At 65.2% G+C, this 19,151-nt stretch carries 13 protein-coding genes; 1 reads left to right on the forward strand and 12 read right to left on the reverse strand.

Annotated elements, in window-relative coordinates:
* Positions 1–77 precede the first annotated feature (77 nt).
* The 4 genes from kdsA to TSA66_RS08530 form a co-directional block, all read right to left on the reverse strand.
* On the reverse strand, positions 78–932 hold the full coding sequence (gene kdsA / locus TSA66_RS08515; protein ID WP_040039681.1) for a 3-deoxy-8-phosphooctulonate synthase: 855 nt from the start codon (positions 930–932) through the stop codon (positions 78–80).
* Complete coding sequence (locus TSA66_RS08520; RefSeq protein ID WP_040039682.1) at positions 929–2,587, reverse strand: CTP synthase; 1,659 nt, start codon at positions 2,585–2,587, stop codon at positions 929–931. Before TSA66_RS08520 ends, kdsA begins: the two co-directional genes overlap by 4 nt.
* Positions 2,588–2,693: 106 nt before the next feature.
* Entirely contained in the window at positions 2,694–3,635 is a 942-nt protein-coding gene (locus TSA66_RS08525; protein WP_232429430.1) for a lipid A deacylase LpxR family protein, read from the reverse strand.
* A 7-nt stretch (positions 3,636–3,642) separates the two neighbouring features.
* The gene (locus TSA66_RS08530; RefSeq protein WP_040039683.1) at positions 3,643–4,440 is read right to left on the reverse strand and encodes an alpha/beta fold hydrolase; all 798 of its coding nucleotides are present in this window, start codon (positions 4,438–4,440) and stop codon (positions 3,643–3,645) included.
* A gap of 407 nt (positions 4,441–4,847) precedes the next feature.
* Between TSA66_RS08530 and TSA66_RS26100 the strand changes: the two genes are divergently transcribed.
* Positions 4,848–4,985, forward strand: a complete 138-nt coding sequence (locus tag TSA66_RS26100; protein ID WP_084199422.1) for a DUF3149 domain-containing protein — start codon at positions 4,848–4,850, stop codon at positions 4,983–4,985.
* Between the two features lie 10 nt (positions 4,986–4,995).
* Here TSA66_RS26100 and TSA66_RS08535 read toward each other — a convergent pair whose 3' ends face one another.
* The 8 genes from TSA66_RS08535 to glgX form a co-directional block, all read right to left on the reverse strand.
* The gene (locus TSA66_RS08535; protein ID WP_040039684.1) at positions 4,996–7,416 is read right to left on the reverse strand and encodes a DNA internalization-related competence protein ComEC/Rec2; all 2,421 of its coding nucleotides are present in this window, start codon (positions 7,414–7,416) and stop codon (positions 4,996–4,998) included.
* A gap of 4 nt (positions 7,417–7,420) precedes the next feature.
* On the reverse strand, positions 7,421–8,218 hold the full coding sequence (locus TSA66_RS08540) for a TatD family hydrolase (protein WP_040039685.1): 798 nt from the start codon (positions 8,216–8,218) through the stop codon (positions 7,421–7,423).
* Positions 8,208–8,894: a lipoprotein-releasing ABC transporter ATP-binding protein LolD gene (gene lolD / locus TSA66_RS08545; protein WP_040039686.1), complete on the reverse strand. Its 687-nt coding sequence runs from the start codon at positions 8,892–8,894 to the stop codon at positions 8,208–8,210. Before lolD ends, TSA66_RS08540 begins: the two co-directional genes overlap by 11 nt.
* Positions 8,895–8,919: 25 nt before the next feature.
* Positions 8,920–10,185, reverse strand: coding sequence for a lipoprotein-releasing ABC transporter permease subunit (locus TSA66_RS08550; protein WP_040039687.1), 1,266 nt, complete (start codon positions 10,183–10,185; stop codon positions 8,920–8,922).
* A 144-nt stretch (positions 10,186–10,329) separates the two neighbouring features.
* The gene (treY, locus tag TSA66_RS08555; RefSeq protein ID WP_040039688.1) at positions 10,330–13,134 is read right to left on the reverse strand and encodes a malto-oligosyltrehalose synthase; all 2,805 of its coding nucleotides are present in this window, start codon (positions 13,132–13,134) and stop codon (positions 10,330–10,332) included.
* Positions 13,134–15,245, reverse strand: a complete 2,112-nt coding sequence (gene malQ / locus TSA66_RS08560; RefSeq protein ID WP_040039689.1) for a 4-alpha-glucanotransferase — start codon at positions 15,243–15,245, stop codon at positions 13,134–13,136. Before malQ ends, treY begins: the two co-directional genes overlap by 1 nt.
* On the reverse strand, positions 15,242–17,041 hold the full coding sequence (treZ, locus tag TSA66_RS08565; protein ID WP_040039690.1) for a malto-oligosyltrehalose trehalohydrolase: 1,800 nt from the start codon (positions 17,039–17,041) through the stop codon (positions 15,242–15,244). The genes malQ and treZ overlap by 4 nt, the downstream gene beginning before the upstream one ends.
* Positions 17,028–19,151 (reverse strand): glycogen debranching protein GlgX, encoded by a 2,124-nt coding sequence (gene glgX / locus TSA66_RS08570; RefSeq protein ID WP_040039691.1) that lies wholly within the window; start codon positions 19,149–19,151, stop codon positions 17,028–17,030. Before glgX ends, treZ begins: the two co-directional genes overlap by 14 nt.

Below are 19,151 nucleotides of genomic sequence, written 5' to 3' on the forward strand. Positions count from 1 at the left end.
AAATTCTGGTCGGGCAGGTTTCTAAGCCTGCTGCGAGTTGCGGGCGCCGTGCAATGGAGCCCGCAATGTTGACGCAATTACGAAAAATTGGTTTCCAGGAAACCAGTCTTCTTCACGACGCGGTCCAGTTCGACCAGCGTCGACAGCAATTCCTTCATGCGTCCGAGCGGCACGGCGTTCGGACCGTCGGACATGGCTTCTGCAGGATTCGGATGGGTTTCCATGAACAGGCCGGCGATGCCGACTGCCACCGCCGCACGAGCCAGCACCGGCACGAACTCGCGCTGGCCGCCGGAGGATGTGCCCTGCCCGCCCGGCAGTTGCACCGAATGAGTCGCGTCGAACACGACCGGGCAGCCGGTTTCGCGCATGATCGCCAGCGAGCGCATGTCGGATACCAGGTTGTTGTAGCCGAACGAGACGCCGCGTTCGCACGCCATGAAGTTGTCTTCTTCCAGCCCCGCTTCCTTCGCGGCGGCGCGCGCCTTGTCGATGACATTCTTCATGTCGTGCGGCGCGAGGAACTGGCCCTTCTTGATGTTCACCGGCTTGCCGGACTGTGCGCAGGCGCGGATGAAATCGGTCTGGCGGCACAGGAAGGCAGGCGTTTGCAGCACGTCGACAACCGAAGCCACCGGCTTGATCTCGTCGATTTCATGGATGTCGGTCAATACCGGCACGCCGATCTGCCTTTTGACTTCGGCCAGGATTTCCAGCCCCTTGTCCAGGCCAAGGCCACGGAACGACGAGCCGGAAGAACGGTTGGCCTTGTCGAACGACGACTTGTAAATGAACGGGATGCCCAGTTCGGAGGTGAGTTCTTTCAGGCGGCCGGCGGTATCAAGCGCAAGCTGCTGCGACTCGATCACGCACGGACCGGCGATCAGGAAGAACGGCCGGTCGAGTCCCGCTTCAAAACCGCAAAGCTTCATGCCGCTTTCCTTTGCGACGTCGACTGCTTATGCGCCAGCGCCGCCTTGATGAAGGAGATGAACAACGGATGCCCATCACGCGGAGTCGACTTGAATTCCGGGTGATATTGCACGCCGATGTACCACGGATGCGCGTTTTCGCCAGTGCGCGGCAGCTCCATGATTTCGCACAGTCCTTCGTTGGGGGTGCGGGCGGCGACTACCAGGCCGGCTTCTTCCACGCGGCCGAGGTAGTGGTTGTTCGCTTCGTAGCGATGACGATGACGCTCGGTGACTTCATTGCCGTAGATTTCGGCGGAAATCGTACCCGGCTTGACCGCGCAAGTCTGCGCACCGAGGCGCATGGTGCCGCCGAGGTCGGAATTCGCATCGCGCTTTTCGATCTTGCCGTCGTGGTTCTGCCATTCGTTAATCAGCGCAACCACCGGATGTTCGGCTTCGGGATCGAACTCGGTCGAATTGGCGTTTGTCAGGCCAGCCTTGTTGCGCGCGAATTCGATCAGCGCGACCTGCATGCCGAGGCAGATGCCGAGGTAAGGAATCTTGTTTTCACGTGCATAACGTGCTGCGGCGATCTTGCCTTCCACGCCGCGCTTGCCGAAGCCGCCCGGAACCAGGATTGCGTCGTACTTCGCCAGGCTGCCGACGCCCTTCTCTTCGATTTCCTCGGAGTCGATGTACTCGATATTGACGCGGCTCTCAGTATGGATGCCGGCATGGCGCAGCGCTTCGGTCAGCGACTTGTACGATTCAGTCAGATCGACGTACTTGCCGACCATGCCGATCGTGACTTCGGCTTTCGGGTGCTCCAGCGCATAGACCAGCTTGTTCCAGACCGACAGGTCGGCCGGCTTGGGCGACAGGCCGAGCTTGTCGCAAATGATCTTGTCCAGCCCCTGGTCGTGCAGCATCTGGGGAATCTTGTAGATGGAGTCCGCATCCCAGACCGAGATAACGGCATCTTCACGCACGTTGGAGAACAGCGAAATCTTGGCGCGCTCGTCGTCCGGAATGCGACGGTCCGCGCGGCACAGCAGCGCATCGGGCGAAATGCCGATCTCGCGCAGCTTTTGGACGCTGTGCTGGGTCGGCTTGGTCTTCAATTCGCCGGCGGAGGCGATATACGGCACCAGCGTCAGGTGCACGAACGCAGTCTCGTCGCGACCGGCACGCAGGCTCAGCTGGCGTGCGGCTTCGAGGAACGGCAGCGACTCGATGTCGCCGACGGTGCCGCCGATTTCCACCAGCGCCACATCGAAACCTTCGGCGCCGCGGTGGATGTAATCCTGGATTTCATTGGTGATATGCGGAATCACCTGCACGGTCTTGCCGAGATACTCGCCGCGGCGCTCCTTGCGGATCACCGATTCATAAATTTGGCCGGTCGTGAAGTTGTTGAGCTTTTTCATCCTGGCAGTGATGAAACGCTCGTAATGGCCGAGGTCGAGGTCGGTTTCGGCGCCATCGTCGGTGACGAACACTTCGCCGTGCTGGAATGGGCTCATCGTTCCCGGATCAACGTTGATGTACGGATCGAGCTTGATGAGGGTGACTTTAAGGCCGCGCGATTCGAGAATCGCAGCCAGAGATGCGGCGGCAATCCCTTTACCGAGGGACGACACGACGCCGCCAGTGACGAATACAAATTTGGTCATTGCTGAGATGTGCCGGACGGCACTCGCGGGAAATTCAAATTATACCCTAAACCGTTTTCCTGCTCTCCGTTTTTGCTTGGGCGGCGTTTTTCCCGGCGAGTCGCAGTCAGGGCGTATAAGAAAACTGCAGGCGCAGGAAATTCTGGGCGCCGATGGAGTTGGGCAAATCCCGAATTTCGTTGCTGCGCCGCACCAGCCCCAGCCGGGCGCCGAACTGTGCGCTTTGCCAGACGACCCCGGCTTCGGCTTCACCGATCCAGCGCTTGGGCGCGACCGTATGCGGATTCTTATCTGAAAAATAGCCGCCCTGCAGCGTCGCGTTGTATCCGACGGCGTGCACGTCGGCCCGGACGAAACCATGGAAAGTCGGCTGGTTCGGCAGCAGATTGAGTCGTCCGGCCCGCACGGTCAGGCCGGCGCCGGCATCCGTGTAGATATTGCCGAAGCGCGCATTAAAGCGCGGCGTGACGTCGAGTGACGTGCCTGGCGTCCAGCGCACCGGAGCGACATCAGCGTACAACACCACGCCCACTTCATTTTTCACCTGCTTGCTCCAGCCGCGCGGCTCCGGCTGATTGATCACACGATGAAAATTCTTTTGCGTCCATTCGCCGGCTGCACAAGGGCCGAGGCAGCCGATATCGACACCGACCGTCGCACGGCTGCCGTCGGCGCTGCTGACATCCCTGAAAAACCCGCCATACAGCCAGCCCGCATACGGATGGTCCGGTGGCCCGATCAGCTCCGGCGGCAGCTTGATGTCGGAGGCTGTATACAGTTCCTGGCCAATGCGCCAGCCGAATGTGGTCGCGCGCACGCCGTCGGACAGCGTGTGCGCCTGGGTGTAGCGCATGCCGCTGGTGTAAAAGCCGTCGTTATCGTTCAACAGCAGCGTGTCGTTGTCGATGTCGACAATGTGTGCGGTCTTGCCTTCGGCGCTGACCTTGCGGTAGTCGGCCAGCAAGCTGCCGGAACTGTCGGCAAGCGCCGCCGCGCAAACGGCGAATAGCAGGCATGCGGCAATCGGTTTCAGAAATGTATGGCGCATAGTGGACTCAGGATTGAAGCAGTGACTGGATCATCGCATGAACGGCATGTGCCGCGATGGCCGGCGACTCCATGGGGAACAGGTGGCCGCCGGGCACTTGCGCGAAATGCCGTCCAACCAGGCGCCGGGTTGCAGCAAGGCCGGCCTGGCGGCATTCGACCGACTCGGTCCCGCCGACGAACCCGACTGGCACCGGGAATCCACGCCGCACCTGGGCGCCGACGTGATGCGGCAGGCTGCGGTAGACCGCAGTTTCGGTCTCGCGTGTGAAGCGCAGAGTCACGCCCTGCGGATGCGGCTTGAGGCCATGCTCGATATAGTCGCGCAAGACCTGCGGCGGCCAGGCGGCGAACATCGCCTTGGATGCGTAATGCCGGTACGCCGCATCGGCGTCAGGCCAGAGGTGGCGCCGGTTTTCCGAGAATTGCGCGGGCGAGAATTTCTTGTCGACGCCGATCCTCTTTGCAACGCCCAGCAGCAGCGCGCGCCAGCCGGCGACCACCGGTGAATCGAGCATCACGACACAACGCACCAGCTCCGGTCGCGCCTTGGCTGCCATCAGGCTCAACATGCCGCCCATCGAGTGTCCAGCCAGGATCACCGGTTGCGTATAGCGCGCCGCCAGTTCGTCGGTCAGCTCGCGCGCCAGTGCAGTCCAGCCGTCGCGCACCGGATAGGCTGGATTGTGCGCGTGCATGTCCAGCGCCTGCACGTCGTAGTTCTTTGCCAGGTGCTTGAAAAACACGCGATACGTCCCGGCGGGATAACTGTTCGCATGTGCGAAATGAAGGATCGGTTTGGTCATTATTTGTTGTTGGACGGCGAACGAGAATCGCCGCGATGCAAAGCTTGGCCGAGATTGTAATGGGATTGAAAGGTGGCGACATCGCAGTCGCGTCTAGCCGAACACCAGCGAAGACAAACTGCACGCTGCGGTTACTGCAGCGCGGCGATCTACATTGCGGCTTTCGTCTGACACACGCAACTGCCACAACTGCCATTCTGACAAAACAGGCAGTTCAGCACGCACTCTGCCGATTTTCCAGGGCTGGCAAAAAAGTTAATAAAATTAACGCCTTACCAGCCTTTGGTCGGCCATCGTCGACTGGCATGCATGTTGCCTGATAGAAGCCAAAGAGGATCGCAAGGCGAGCCGGGCGCAGTTTCCGGCTTCCTGTGCAGCAGATTTTCCCACTCATTCAGGAGTCAATCATGCAAGCATGGAAGTTGTTGTTTACCTCCGATGTCGGCCTGTTTTCGGTCGCGGTCTTCATTGTCCTGTTCGCGATGATCGGCTACTTCCTCTGGCTGTTCAGTTTCAAGAAGGACGCAACCGAAGCACCGAAATAGACGACGTGCGCTAACGGCCATACCAGTAGCGTGCATGCTCGCACCGGTATTCGGTCACCTCAAGACCGCCGGCAAAATGCAGGGCGACGGCTCCCGAGTCGTCGCTGCGCAAGCGCCTGATTCCCATCTCGCCGTAGCGCTCATAGATCTCCGGCTTCGGATGCCGGTAGCGGTTGCGGTAGCCGACCTGGAACAGCGCGATCTGCGGCTGGACCGCTTGCAGGAAGGCCGGCGTCGACGAGGTGCCGCTGCCGTGATGCGGCGCAACCAGCACCGTTGCGCGCAGCTGCTGCGCGCCGCCCTCGACCAGCTCCGTTTCCTGCACTGCCTCGATATCTCCCGGCAGCAGCACCGACTTGCCGCCCAGCGTGACCTTGAGAGTGCAGCTGCGCGCGTTCGGCTTCCACTTCGTGCTGTCGTAGCTGGCGGCGGACGGATGCAGCATCTCGAATGCCGTGCCGTCCCAGGACCAGGATTGGCCCGCTTCGCAGCGCCTGTGGTTTGCCGCCTTCCGCCGGACCGGATGATCCGACGGAAGCGACGAGGATACCCAGCCGATCTGGATTTCCTCGAACAGCGACAGCGCGCCGCCGGCATGATCGGCATCGCTGTGCGACACGATCACGCCGTCGAGAGACGTAATGCCGCGCGCCTTCAGGTAAGGCAGGATCACGCGGCTGGCCCCGTCGGAATCCGGTGCATAGGCGGGTCCGGTGTCATATAACAGGCGATGGTGTGCGGTTTCGACCAGCAAGGCCGTTCCCTGGCCGATGTCGAAGGCGGTTACCCACATTTCGCCTTCGCGCGGCTGGACAGGACCACTCAGTACAACCGGCAGCAGGCCGACCGCCCCGAGCCAGCGCACCGGCCAGCCAGCGGGCGCCAGCAGCCACAGCAGCCCGACCAGTGCTGCCGCAAATGCCCACCATGACGGAATCGGGGCAGTCCAGACCGCCGCAGGAAATGCTCCGAGCCAACCAAGCAAGTGCGCAAGCTGTTCGATCAGCAGGTGCGCGAAGCCGAGTATCCAGCCGCCCAACGGCGCCGGCAGCACGCTTCCCGCAAGCGCAGCCGGCGTCACGAGAAAACTGACGATCGGGATCGCCACCGCGTTGGCAATCGGGCTGACAAGGGAAATCTGGCCGAACAACAGCAGCGTCAGCGGCACCAGGCCGATCGTCACCGCATACTGGGTGCGGATGGCGGACCGCGCCGATGCGCGCCATTGGCCCGGGCCGGCCGACTTTTCGGCATGCGACCGTACGCGGCCGACCGATGCGAACAGGATCACCGCCACTGCGCCGAACGACAGCCAGAAGCCGGGCCACAGCACTGCCCACGGATCGAGCAAGGCCACGACGCCCAGCGCCGCGCACAGCACATGCGACACGCTGGTGAGGCGGCCAAACCAGAGCGCGGCAGCCACCACCGACAACATGTACAGTGTGCGCTGCGCGGGCACGCCGAAACCTGCCAGCAGCACATACAGCAGGGCAACCAGCGCGCCCGCCAGCGCCGCCGCCTTTTGTGCCGGCAGCAACAACGGCAGGTCAGCGAGGGTGAAGAAAGAACGCCGCCACAACGCAAATACCAGGCCGGCAAACATCGCAGCGATCATCGTGACATGCAGGCCGGAGATCGAGATCAGATGCGACACGCCGGTCCGGTTGAAAACTGTCCAGTCGGACTGGCTGACGGCGCGCTGGTCGCCGATCACGAGCGCGACGATCACGCCGGCATAGGGCTCGTCCGGCAGCGCCGCGACGATCCGGTCGCGCAGCCAGCTCCGACCGCGCTGCACGACATTGCCGAACGAAGTGGCGAATTCATCCAGCCGCCGGTTTTTCAAGGCCAGGTCCTGGTCCGGCCGCACGGCGCCTGTGGCGCGCAGGTTTTGCTCCAGCAGCCACACCTCGTAATCGAAACCGTAGGGATTGGCATTGCCATGCGGACGGCGCAGACGCACCGTCAATTGCCAGCGTTCGCCCGGCTGCAGCGTTATCGCCGCCGGCCGGCCGTCGGTGCCCGCTGCCGCGTACCATGACAATGCCAGCCGGGGCGGCAGTGACGGCGCGGCCTCGGCCGGCGCGATGATACGCTCGACTGCAAAATTGAACCGTACGCCCTGCTCTGCGTAATACGGCAGGCTGTCGACGGTGCCGACGACGGTGAGGTCGCGCCCTTCCCACTCCTTCGGCAGCTCCTGCGCCAGATAATGCGATGCAAACAGCGCAGCCCAGGCAAAGCCGATCAGCACTCCGCCGGCGCCCAGCATGACCACCTTGAGCGCAGGACGCGCAATGCGGCGAGAAAAAACAAGGAATGCCAGTGCGGTGGCAACCTGCAGCGCCAGCACGTACTGCTGCGGCAGCGCCGCCTGATTCTGCAGCCAGGCGACACCCAGCGCGAAACCGAGGATGGCGCTGCGCATGGCCTCAGTTCAGCTGCGCCAGGCGCGGCAGTACGGCATGCGCGTTGTCGGAAGTAATGCGGGCCGCCTGCGCAGGCGGAATGCCGCGCAGCGCGGCAAGCTCCTGGCCGATGCGCGGCAGCTGCTCGGGGCTGTTGCGGCCGCGATGGATCCATGCCGGTGGGATGTCGGGCGCGTCGGTTTCCAGCACCAGCGACTGTTCCGGCAGTTCGGCGGCCAGGCGCCTGATCTGCTGTGCACGGGTGAAAGTCATCGCGCCGCCGAATCCAAGCTTGAAGCCGAGCCGGATGAATTCCTGCGCCTGCTGGAAGCTGCCATTGAAGGCATGCACAATCCCTCCCGGGACCGCGATGCGGCGCAGGTACTTCAGGATGATGTCCTGCGAACGGCGCACGTGCAGCAGCACCGGCAAGCCGAAGTCGCGCGCGATCCTGAGCTGCTCGCTGTAGAAGAACTCCTGCTTTTCGCGCAACGGCTCGTCGCGCAGGCCGGGGACGAAGAAATCGAGGCCGATTTCGCCGACAGCGACTAAGCGCGGGTCGTGCAGCGCCGCTTCGACAGCGACGCGCAAGGCCGCTAGGTCATCCTGTGCCGCCTGCGGCACGAAGATCGGGTGGATACCCAGCGCATAAGTACAGTTCGGGTGCTGCCGGGCCAAGGCGCGGACGGTGTCGAAATTGCCGCGCTCGACGGCGGGGATCACGATGCGGGAGACGCCCTGCTGCGCCGCCCTGGCGGCAACCTCGCCAGCCTCGCCGCCGAATTCACTGGCATCGAGATGGCAATGGGTGTCAATCCACATAGGGATGCAACCCATCCTCCGACAGCCGCAGCACGCGGTCGCAATGCCGCGCCAGTTCGATGTCGTGGGTGACGATCACGAAGGCGGTGCCCAGCGTGCGCGACAATTCCAGCATCAGGTCGAAGGTCTTGTGCGCTGTGACCCGGTCGAGGTTGCCTGTCGGCTCGTCGGCCAGCACGCAGGCCGGCTGGGTCACCAGCGCGCGCGCCAGTGCCACGCGCTGGCGCTCGCCGCCGGACAACTCGCCCGGCACATGCGTCACACGCTTGGACAAGCCAACGCGCGCGAGGACCGCCTGCGCCGCCTCGTGCGCCTGCTGGCGGCCGACACGCCGAATCATGAGCGGCATGGCCACGTTGTCAAGTGCTGAAAATTCCGGCAGCAGGTGATGGAACTGGTACACGAAGCCGAGCGACTTGTTGCGCAGCTCGCCGCGCGCCTTTTCACTGAGGCCCGCGACGTCCTGGCCGAGCAGCGTGACGCTGCCTGCGCTCGGCGTATCGAGTCCGCCCAGCAGGTGCAACAGCGTCGACTTGCCCGAACCGGATGCGCCGACAATGGCAACACGCTCTCCCCTGTCCACGGAAAAGTCGATGCCTTTCAACACGTCGACCGAGTACTTCCCCTGCGTGAAGGTCTTGGCAAGGCCGCGGCATGACAATACGGTTTGATTCATCTCAAGTATTCCGGTCTGTTCGTCGTCATTCGTAGCGCAGCGCCTCGGCCGGCCGCACGCCGGCGGCGCGCCAGCTCGGGTACAGCGTGGCGAGGAAGGCCAGGATCACGGATACGGAGCCGATCGTCCATACATCGGGCCAGCGCAGGTCGGACGGCAAGGCGGTGATCAGGTAGATATCCTTGGACAGGAACTGCACGCCCAGCAGGTGCTCGATGAAGGGCACGATGACGTCGACGTTGAGCGCCACGATCACGCCCAGGCCGACCCCGATGGCTGTGCCGAGCAGGCCGACCAGCGCGCCCTGGATCATGAAGATTTTCATGATGGAGCCGGGCGACGCGCCCAGCGTGCGCAGGATCGCGATATCCGACTGCTTGTCGGTGACGGTCATCACCAGCGTCGACACCAGGTTGAAGGCGGCGACCGCCACGATCAGCGTAAGGATGATGAACATCATGCGCTTCTCGGTCTGCACGGCGGCAAACCAGGTGCGGTTCTGCTTGGACCAGTCGAGGATGTACAGGTTGCCGGACAGGATGCGGGACAAGGCCGTCGCCACCTGCGGCGCGCGTTGCATGTCTTGCACCCGCAGGCGCAGGCCGGACGGGCCGTCGAGCCGGAACATACGCATCGCGTCGTCGATCTGGATGAAGGCCAGGCTGGAGTCGTATTCGTTGTGTCCCGCCTCGAAGATGGCGCCAACCGTGAACTGCTTCAGGCGCGGCAGCACGCCGGCGGGCGTAACCTGCCCTTGCGGCGCGATCATCGTGACCTTGTCGCCGACCTCCACATGCAGTCCGCGCGCCAGTTCCTTGCCGAGGATGATGTTGAATTCGCCCGGTTGCAGGCTGCCGAAGCTACCGGCCTTGATCTGCTGCGCCACGTCCGACACCTTCGGCTCTTCCTGCGTGAGGATGCCGCGCACCATCACTCCGCGCACCGTGTCGTCATGCGTGAGCATGGCCTGCGCCGCCACGTACGGCGCTGCGCCGATGACTTCCTTGTCCTGGAAGGCTTCGCGCGCGGTGGCGCGCCAGTCCGGCATGCTGCCGCTGGCGTCGTACACCTCGATGTGCGACAGCACCGACAGCATGCGGTCGCGCACCTCCTTCTGGAAACCGTTCATCACTGACAGCACCACGATCAGCGCGGCCACGCCGAGCGCTATGCCGGCCATCGAAATGAGGGAAATGAAGGAAATGAAACTGTTGCGACCGCTGCGCCGTCCGGCGCGCGTATAGCGGATACCGACCAGCCATTCGAATGGTAGATTTTTGATGATGCTCAAAAGATGACTCCTGGAAGAGGTTGCGCATAAGCGGGCGTTTTCACGGACAGGCAAATCGCCCTAGACTTAATTGCAACTCCTTGATGCAGCCCGCAGTTTGCCACATAACGAGTTGGAGGAACAGGACAGGTACGCGGGCGGCTCCTACGCCTCGACCAGCAACGCCACCGGCAGCAGCGCCAAGGCATCGCGCATGAGCAGCTTTCCCGATGCCGTGCGCACAGTACGCCCCGTATACATGTCCATCCAGGTCGAGTTCGTCACGAACGACAAGTCGGCCGCCGTATCCTGCCAGACGTCGGCGGGCGCGACGGGCAAGCCATCGTCGCCCAGCAAGCGCACCGGCAAATGGGTCGCAAGGACGATCGCAGCGCGATCCTTCAGGCGGCGGGCGAATCCGATCGCATGGCTGGCCTGCGCTCCGGTGACGCCGAGCGGCTGGTAGGCGCCACGGAAAAACAGGTCGTGTTCACGCGCGCGCAGCCGCAGCGTACGGCGGACGATCTGCTGCTTGAGGCGCCCCGATTGCCAGCCTGCGACACCCGAGATGGGAGCATCTGCGCCTTGCAGCGCCTGCAGGCGCGCCGCGTAATCGACAGGGCGCCGGTTGTCCGGATCGACCAGGCTGAAGTCCCAGAACTCGGTTCCCTGGTACAGGTCGGGCACGCCGGGCGACGTCATACGCAGCACGGTCTGCGCGAGGCTGTTGACCACGCCCGCCGGGGTGAGCCTGCGCACGAAGGCGGCGAGCGCGGACAGGAACGCGTTTTCCGGCTTCACATCGAGAATGGCAAGCAGGAAGCGCCGGCAAGCCGCTTCGTACTCTTCGTTGGGCATGACCCAGTCGCTGACCTGCTTGGCTTCGCGCAGCGCCTTGGTCTGCCAGTTCTCGATGCGCCGGGCGAACTGGGCGACACCCTCCCGGTCCGTGATGTCGAGCCCGATCGGCCAGGCGCCCGCCAGCATCTGGTACAGCATCAGCTCGTCGGCGGGTTGCGGCGCGACCGAGGCCGAAATGCCGCCCTCCCCGGTCACGGTGCCGCGCGCCGGCGCATTCAGGTGCATCCACTCGTGCACGGTGCGCACCCACTCTCCGGCCAGCTCGCTGATTGCCGCGATGCGCGCACGCACGTCCTCGCCGCGCTTGTGATCGTGGGTCGCGGTGGCCAGCATCGAGTGGGGGAAGTGCGCAGCCCTGGCAAGGTTCGCTTCGTGGAACTCGCGGACGCTGATGGAAAATTCGCACGGATCGGAGCCGACCTCGTTGCGCGACAGCAGCCGCCCATAGCGGTAGAAGGCGGTATCCTCGACCGACTTGGCCGCCAGCGGCGGCGTCAGCTGCTGGAAGCGCGTGATGGCGCGCTGGTGCAGGCTGCGCACGCGCTGGCTGGCGGCGTCGCGCGGCGCGTCGCCGCCCAGCCAGCGCGCCAGCACGTCCAGGAGCGGCGCTTCGGTGCGCTCCACGCTGTGGCGCGCCTTTTCCAGCGTGCGGTCGATCACTTCCTGGTCCAGCTCGTCTCGGCCCTGGATGCCGGTATAGGTGCGGTACACCGGAAAATGCACCAGCAGTTCGGTAAATACGCGCCGGATCGCGCCCAGCGAATAGTCGCGCGTGCGCAGGTCGGTGCGCGCCACCGCATGCAGGGAGCGCGCGGTCGCCTCGAATTCGCCCGCCAGGTTGGCGGCAAGCAGCTGGCGCCGGGCCAGCCGCACCTCGTCCTGGAAGTCGAGGTCGCGCCCGCTCAGTTCCGACCATTGCGCGGAGAGCGGCGCCTCGCCGGCCGGATCGTGCAGCAGCGCGCCGACGCGGTCCATGAAATCGTAGCCGCTGGTGCCGTCGATGTCCCAGTCGCGCCGCAACTGCTCGTCATGCGCCAGGATCTTCTCGACGACGATGTAGGCCGGCGCCGGCGGCAGTTCCGGCGGGCGCTGCGCGGAGAGCGCCTGCAGCCGGCGCCGCAGCTTGCGGCAATAGGCGCCCGGATCGGCCAGGCCATCCACATGGTCGATGCGCACGCCGTCGATGAGCCCCTCGGTGTACAGCCGGAAGATCAGCGCATGGGTGGCCTCGAACACCTCGTCCTGCTCCACCCGCACGCCGGCCAGGTCGGTGACCTCGAAAAAGCGGCGCCAGTTGATGCCGTCGGCCGCGCAGCGCCACCACGCAAGGCGGTAATGCTGGCACTCCAGCAGCGCATGCAGATTCTCGAACCCCTGCGGCGTTTGCACAGAATAATGCGCGAGGGCCGCCTCGATGTCGGCGCGGCCCTCGCTGCTGCGCGCCAGTTCGCGCAGCAGGCTGCAGCCCATATCGGCATTGTGCTGGGTGAGCGCACCGCGCTCGCGCCCGCCCTCCTCGAAGGTGGCAATCGCCGCGTTCAGGCGCGGCGAGCCGGCCGCGCGCAAAATGCCGGCGTAGTCTGCCGGAGCGATCGGAAAGCAGTGCGTGTAGTACGCCGCATGGAACTTGCCGCGCTCGGCATTGAACTGCAGCCGGATCTCGCCCGCGCCCAGCACGTCGCCGTACGGCTGCCCCAGGAACGGCGCCATCACCTTGCCGTGCAGGGACTCGTCGGCCGGATGCCAGTCGATATCGAACCAGTGCGCGTAGGGGCTGCCCGGCCCCCATTCGAGCACGTGCTGCCACCACGGGTTTTCGGCGCCCACGCCCATGTGGTTAGGCACGATGTCGAGGATGAGCCCCATGTCAGCCGCGCGCAGGCGCCCGACCAGCAGGCGCAGCCCTTCCTCGCCGCCGAGCTCCGGGTTGATATGGGTGGGATCGACGATGTCGTAGCCGTGCATTGAGCCGCTGCGCGCGGTCAGGATCGGCGACGCATAAATGTGGCTGACGCCGAGCGATGCGCAATAAGGCACCACCTCGGCCGCCTGCTCGAAATTGAAATCCCTGTGCAGCTGCAACCTGGCGGTGGACGACGGAATGGACATCATGATTCCTTGAAGGAGCGGTTGCGGTTCATGGCTGCAAGCCGGTTCGCCACCGCCGGTTCGTCGAGCAGCCGGTCAACCGTTTGCGGCAGGCGGCGGCGCCAGTTGGGATGGGTGTCGACCGTGCCGGGCAGATTGGGGGACTCCTGCAGGCCGAGCGCATCCTCCACCGGCAGCACCGCCAGCGGCGCGGGCGCGGCGGCGATGAAGGCCGCTGCCGCATCGACCACCGGCGCACTCTGATCCGAGGCAGGCATCGTGCCGTGCGCATTGCCCGTTTCGATCAAGGCTTGCCACAGTTCGCCGCGCTCGCGTGCGCGGTCGTGTCGCGCGTCGCTTTCGGACTGGCCCGGCGCAAGCAAGTCGAGCCGCGCGCGCCAGTCGATGTCGCGCTCCTGCCACCAGCCGGCAATCGTCGGCAGGTCGTGGGTAGTGGTGGTCGCAATCGCATGGCGCGGCCATTCGCCGGGATGCAGGAAGCGCGCACCGTGACGCTGGAACATCAGCACCCGGATGCCCAGCAGCCCGGCCTGCGCCAGCTGCGTATCGAAGCCTTCGGGCACGGTGCCGAGGTCTTCGCCGATGACAATCGCGCGATGGCGCCACGATTCCAGCGCGATCAGGCGCAGCAAGTCCTTTAGCGGATAGCGCAGGTAGGCGCCCTGCTGAGGCGATGCGCCGTTCGGCACCAGCCACAGGCGGGTCAGGCCGAGCACATGGTCGATGCGCGCGCCGCCGGCATGGGCAAAGGTGGCGCGCAGCATCTCGATGTAGGCGCCGAAGCCCTGCGCCTTCATCGCATGCGGAGAGAACGCGCCGAGCCCCCAGCTCTGGCCGTGCGTGTTGAGCACGTCCGGCGGCGCACCGACCGACAGGCCGTTGATGATCTCTGCCTGCCGGCTCCATGCCTGGCTGCCGTCGTTGTCGGCGCCCACCGCCAGATCGGTGATCAATCCGATCGGCATGCCTGCGTCGCGCGCCGCCTTTTGTGCGCCAGACAGGCCGCGTGCGGCCTGCCATTGCAGGAATTCGTGGAAGCCAACTTCGGCGGCGTGCTGGTGCGCGAACGCCTCGACGTCGGCGCTGCGCGGGTCGCGCAGGCCTGCGGGCCAGGTGCGCCAGTCGCCGCTCTCGCCGTGCCCGACGCGCCACGCATGCAAGGCCTCGAAGCGCGCATGGTCTCGCAGCGCATCCCCGCCCTGCCGGCGGAATTGTTCGAAGTCACCGCCGGCATCGCCTGCGACAAAACGTTCGTGCAGGCGCCGCAACAGCGCCAGCCGCAGCGAAGCAGCCGCCGGCCAGTCGATCAGCTCATCCTGCTCCAGCGCGGCGTACCTGGCGGCGGCGTCCGCGCCGAGCCCGGCCAGGGCCGCCGCCATCGCATCGGCTCCCAGCACCGCCGCCGGGTCGATATGCAAGGCATTCAGGAACAGCCGGCTGGAAGGCCCGTAGGGGCTGAAGCGGCGCACATCGGCGCTGAACATCGCATGCACCGGGCTGATCGCCACTGCCGACGCGCCATGCGCTGCGGCCGAGCGCACCAGCGCAGACAGGCCGCTGAAGTCGCCGATGCCGCCGTCGCCGGAGCGCCTGATCGAATACAGCTGCACACCCAGCCCCCACAGGCGCAGATCTGGCGGCGAGCTGCCGGCGCCGGCGGTGAGCGTATCGGCCACGCCGAAACAGCGCGGCGGCGCCACCGCCAGCGTCGCCGTTTCATTCGCCACCAGCAGGCGATGATAGCCATAGCGTTCGAGCGCCGGCAGCACGGCGCCTGCCGACACGTCATCGGGAAAGCGGCCGTCGACATGGCCGCCGTCTTCGAGCTCGATGCGGTAAGGCATGCCGGCCAAGTGCGGCATCGGCGCCAGGCGGATCGGTTCCCCGACCGTGCCCGTCGCCAGGGTAGGCAGCCGGTCCGCGTCGTGCAGCGCGGCCAGGCGCGCGATGCTGTCGCGGCGCTGCTCGTCGCTGGCGCAGGGGAAGCCGAGCGCCTCGAGGATCGCCCGCAGCGCATCCGGCGCCACCTGCATCGGCTGTCCAAAGGCATTGGTCCATTCATGCGACAGGCCGGCAGCCCGCGCCAGATTCAACACGTCTGCATCGTTCATGCCGAAGCCTCCAGAACCGCGATGAAGGCGTTCGATGGCAGTTCGTTGCTGGGCACCGAATTCTCCACGCCTCCGGTTGCAAAAAGAATCGTTCCGCCCTGGCCGTCGGCCAGCCGGTGATAGCTGATCGGCGCCGGTGCCGCGCCAAGATTGATGGCGACCATCAGCGCCTTGCCGTCCGCCATGCGCCAGCGTGCCTTCACCGCGGATTTGCCGATGATTTCGGCACCGAGCGCCTGCGCCGCATGCAGGCGCGGAACGATGTGCGTGCGCCGGATGTCAAGCAGGCTCTTTATCCAGTCGCGCCAGGCGACGGCAACATCGGCGTCGGGCTTCGGAATCGAGTCGAGGAAGGTTTGCTCGTCGTTCGGATCGGGAATCCGCTCGCGGCGGGCCGGGTCGGAGAAGGCGGAAAAGCGCGCGAATTCCTGGCGCCGCCCGCTGCGCACCGCGTCGGCCAGCTGCGGCGTCAGGTGGCTGGTGAAATACAGGAAAGGCTGGGTCGCGCCGTATTCCTCGCCCATGAACAGCAGCGGAATCTGCGGCGACAACAGCAGGAGCGCGACCGCCGCGCGCAGCGCATGCGGGTCAGCCAGCGTTGTGAGGCGGTCGCCGAAGGCGCGGTTGCCGATCTGGTCGTGATTCTGCAGGAAGAAAACGAAGGATGTCGGCGGCAAGTGCGCGCTCGGCTCGCCGCGCAAGGCGCCGCCCGCATAGAGCGAGGTCTCGCCCTGGTAGATGAAGCCTTCGGCCAGCCCGCGCGCCAGCTTTTCCGACGACTGATTGACGTAGCCGGCATAGTAGCCCTCGTGCTCGCCGGTCAGCATCACATGCACGATGTGGTGCATGTCGTCGTTCCACTGGGCGTCGAACAGGCGGGAAGGAGTGCGCTCAAGCAGGCGCGCGCTGTTGTCGTCGTTTTCCAGCACCAGGTGCACGTGGCGCTGCGGCGGCATGCTGGCGCGCACCCGCTGCGCCAGTTCCACCAGCCAGTCCCTCTCGCTGATGGCATGCACCGCATCCAGCCGCAGGCCGTCGAAACGGAACTCGTGCAGCCAGTAGAGCGCATTCTCCGTGAAAAAGTCGCGCACCTCGCGTCGGCGGAAGTCGATCGCCTGCCCCCACGGCGTTTGGATGTCGTCGCGGAAGAAGGACGAGGCATAGGCGCCAAGGTAATTGCCATCCGGCCCGAAGTGGTTGTACACCACGTCCAGGAAGACCATCATGCCCAGCCCGTGCGCTGCGTCGATCAGTTCCTTGAGCTGGTCCGGCGTGCCGTAGGCCGCATCCGGCGCATAGGGCAGCACACCGTCGTAGCCCCAGTTGCGCGGCCCCGGAAAATCGGCGACCGGCATCAGCTCGACCGCGGTGATGCCGATGTCCGCGAGCGCCGGCAATTGCCGCATCACGCCCCGGAATCCTTCGCGGCCGCCGAACGCGCCCACATGCAGCTCGTACAGGACGGTTTCGTGCCAGGGCCGGCCATTCCAATCGGTGTTTTTCCATTGATAAGAGCCGGGGTCGCACACGATGCTGGCATCATGCACGTCGCCGGCCTGGGCGCGCGACGCCGGGTCGGGCACCGCCAGGCCGGGTTCGACTCGGTAGCGGTAACGCGCTCCGGCACCGCACTCGGCATGGGCCTCGAACCAGCCGCCGTCAAGCCGCTTCATCGGCAGCGCCGCCATGCCGTCGATCTCGACGCTGGCCTGCGCCTTGTCGGGCGCCCACAGGCGAAAGCGGGTGCGGTTGGGCGCGACCAGTTGCGCGCCGAAGGATGGATTAAATGGTGACATGTTCGGCTATCAGTAATAAGGCGCTATGCGCGAACACCCGGATCCTGTTGTGCTGCACGGCCCGGGCGCGTCCGCCTCCATGCGACTGCTCGGCGGCATCGAGCAGCACCTGCCACGGCATTTCCGGCTTTGGCAGGTCGAACTCGCGGTCTTCGGAAAAGGCGTTGAGCAGCAGCAGCGATGCGGACACCGTGCCGGCGTGCGGGTTGCCGGCCGTACGGCGCAACGCCAGCAAGCGCCCTTCCGCAAAGTGCCAGCGCTCCGGCGTCATCTCTTCGCCGGTCTCGTCGAACCAGCTGATGTCGGGAAGGCGATGCATCGTCTTCGGTCGCGATTTCAGAAAGCGCGTGCTGCACAGCGTCGGCAGTTCGCGCCGCAGCGCGATGCAGCGCCGCGTGAAATCGAGCAGTGCGCACCCGGCTTCGGTGTCGAGCAGGCTCCAGTCGAACCAGGAAATGTCGGACTCCTGGCAATACGGATTGTTGTTGCCGTTCTGGCTGCGGCCGAACTCGTCGCCGCCCAGCAGCATCGGCGTGCCGTTGGCAAGCAGCAGCGTCATCAGCATGGCGCGCTTGACCTTCTCGCGCGTGGCGAGCACTTTCGGGGAAGCTGTCGGCCCCTCCTCGCCCCAGTTGCAGCTGCGGTTTTCATTGCTGCCGTCGCGGTTTTCCTCGAGGTTGGCTTCGTTGTGCTTCTGGTTGTAGCTGACCAGGTCCTGCAGTGTGAAGCCGTCATGGGCCGTAACGAAATTGACCGAGGCCCACGAGCGGCGGCGGTGGTGATTGAACAGGTCGGCCGACCCGAGCAGGCGGCTGGCAATCGCGCCGCGCATGCCGGGGTCGCCGCGCCAGAAGCTGCGCACGTCGTCGCGGAAGCGGTCGTTCCATTCGGCTATGCCAGGAGGATGGTTGCCGACCTGATAGCCGCCGGGGCCGAGGTCCCACGGTTCGGAAATCAGCTTGACGCCCGCCAGCGCCGGGTCCTGCAACAGCGCATCGAAAAAGCCCGAGCCGGGGTCGAAGCCGTGATGCTCGCGCCCGAGCGTGGCGCCGAGGTCGAAGCGGAATCCGTCGACGTGGAATTCCTGCACCCAGTAGCGCAGCGAATCCATCACCATCTGAATCACGCGCGGATGCGACATGTTGAGGGTGTTGCCGCAGCCGGTGTCGTTGACGTTGTGCCGCAGGTTGTTGTCCTGCAGCCGGTAGTAGCTGGCGTTGTCCAGCCCGCGCAGCGACAGGGTGGGGCCCAGTTCGCTTTCCTCGCAGGTATGGTTGTACACCACGTCGAGGATGACCTCGATGCCGGCTGCATGCAGCTGGCGCACCGCGTGGCGCATTTCGTCGGGCGAGCCGCTCGACAGATAGCGCGGCTCCGGGCAGAAAAAAGACAGCGTGTTGTACCCCCAATAATTGGCCAGCCCGCTTGCCAGCAGGCGGCGGTCCTGCAGGACGGCGTGCACCGGCAACAGCTCGACGGCGGTGATGCCGAGCTTGACGAGATAATCGATCACCCACGGATTGGCCAGCCCGGCGAAGCTGCCGCGCTCGTCGGCCGGCACGCGCGGCGCGCGCAGGGTCATGCCGCGTACGTGGGTTTCATAGATCACAGTCCGCTCCCACGGCACCCGGGGCGGGGCGTCGCCGTGCCAGTGGAAGGTGGAATTGGCGACCACGGCCTTGGGCATGGACGGCGCGCTGTCGCGATGGTCGAACGACAGATCGGCGCGCGGCGAATGGATGCGGTAGCCGTACAGGGTGTCGGCCCAGCGCACCTGCCCGGATAGGCGCTTTGCATAGGGATCGAGCAGCAGCTTGTTCGGATTGAAGCGATGCCCCTGCTCCGGCTGATACGGGCCGTAGGCGCGGTAGCCGTACAGCGCGCCGGGATGCACGCCCGGCAGATAGCCGTGCCACACTTCGTTGGTACATTCCGGCAGCGCGCAGCGCGCCAGCTCGTGCCGCCCCGTGGCGTCGAAAAAGCACAGCTCGATCCTTTCCGCATGCGCGGAAAACACTGCGAAATTGGTGCCTGTGCCGTCATAGGTCGCACCCAGCGGATAGGGTGAGCCCGGCTGGATGGATGCCAGAGGCAGGTGCAGGGCCGCCAT

This window comes from Noviherbaspirillum autotrophicum, from assembly GCF_000818395.1.
Taxonomy (GTDB): domain Bacteria; phylum Pseudomonadota; class Gammaproteobacteria; order Burkholderiales; family Burkholderiaceae_D; genus Noviherbaspirillum; species Noviherbaspirillum autotrophicum.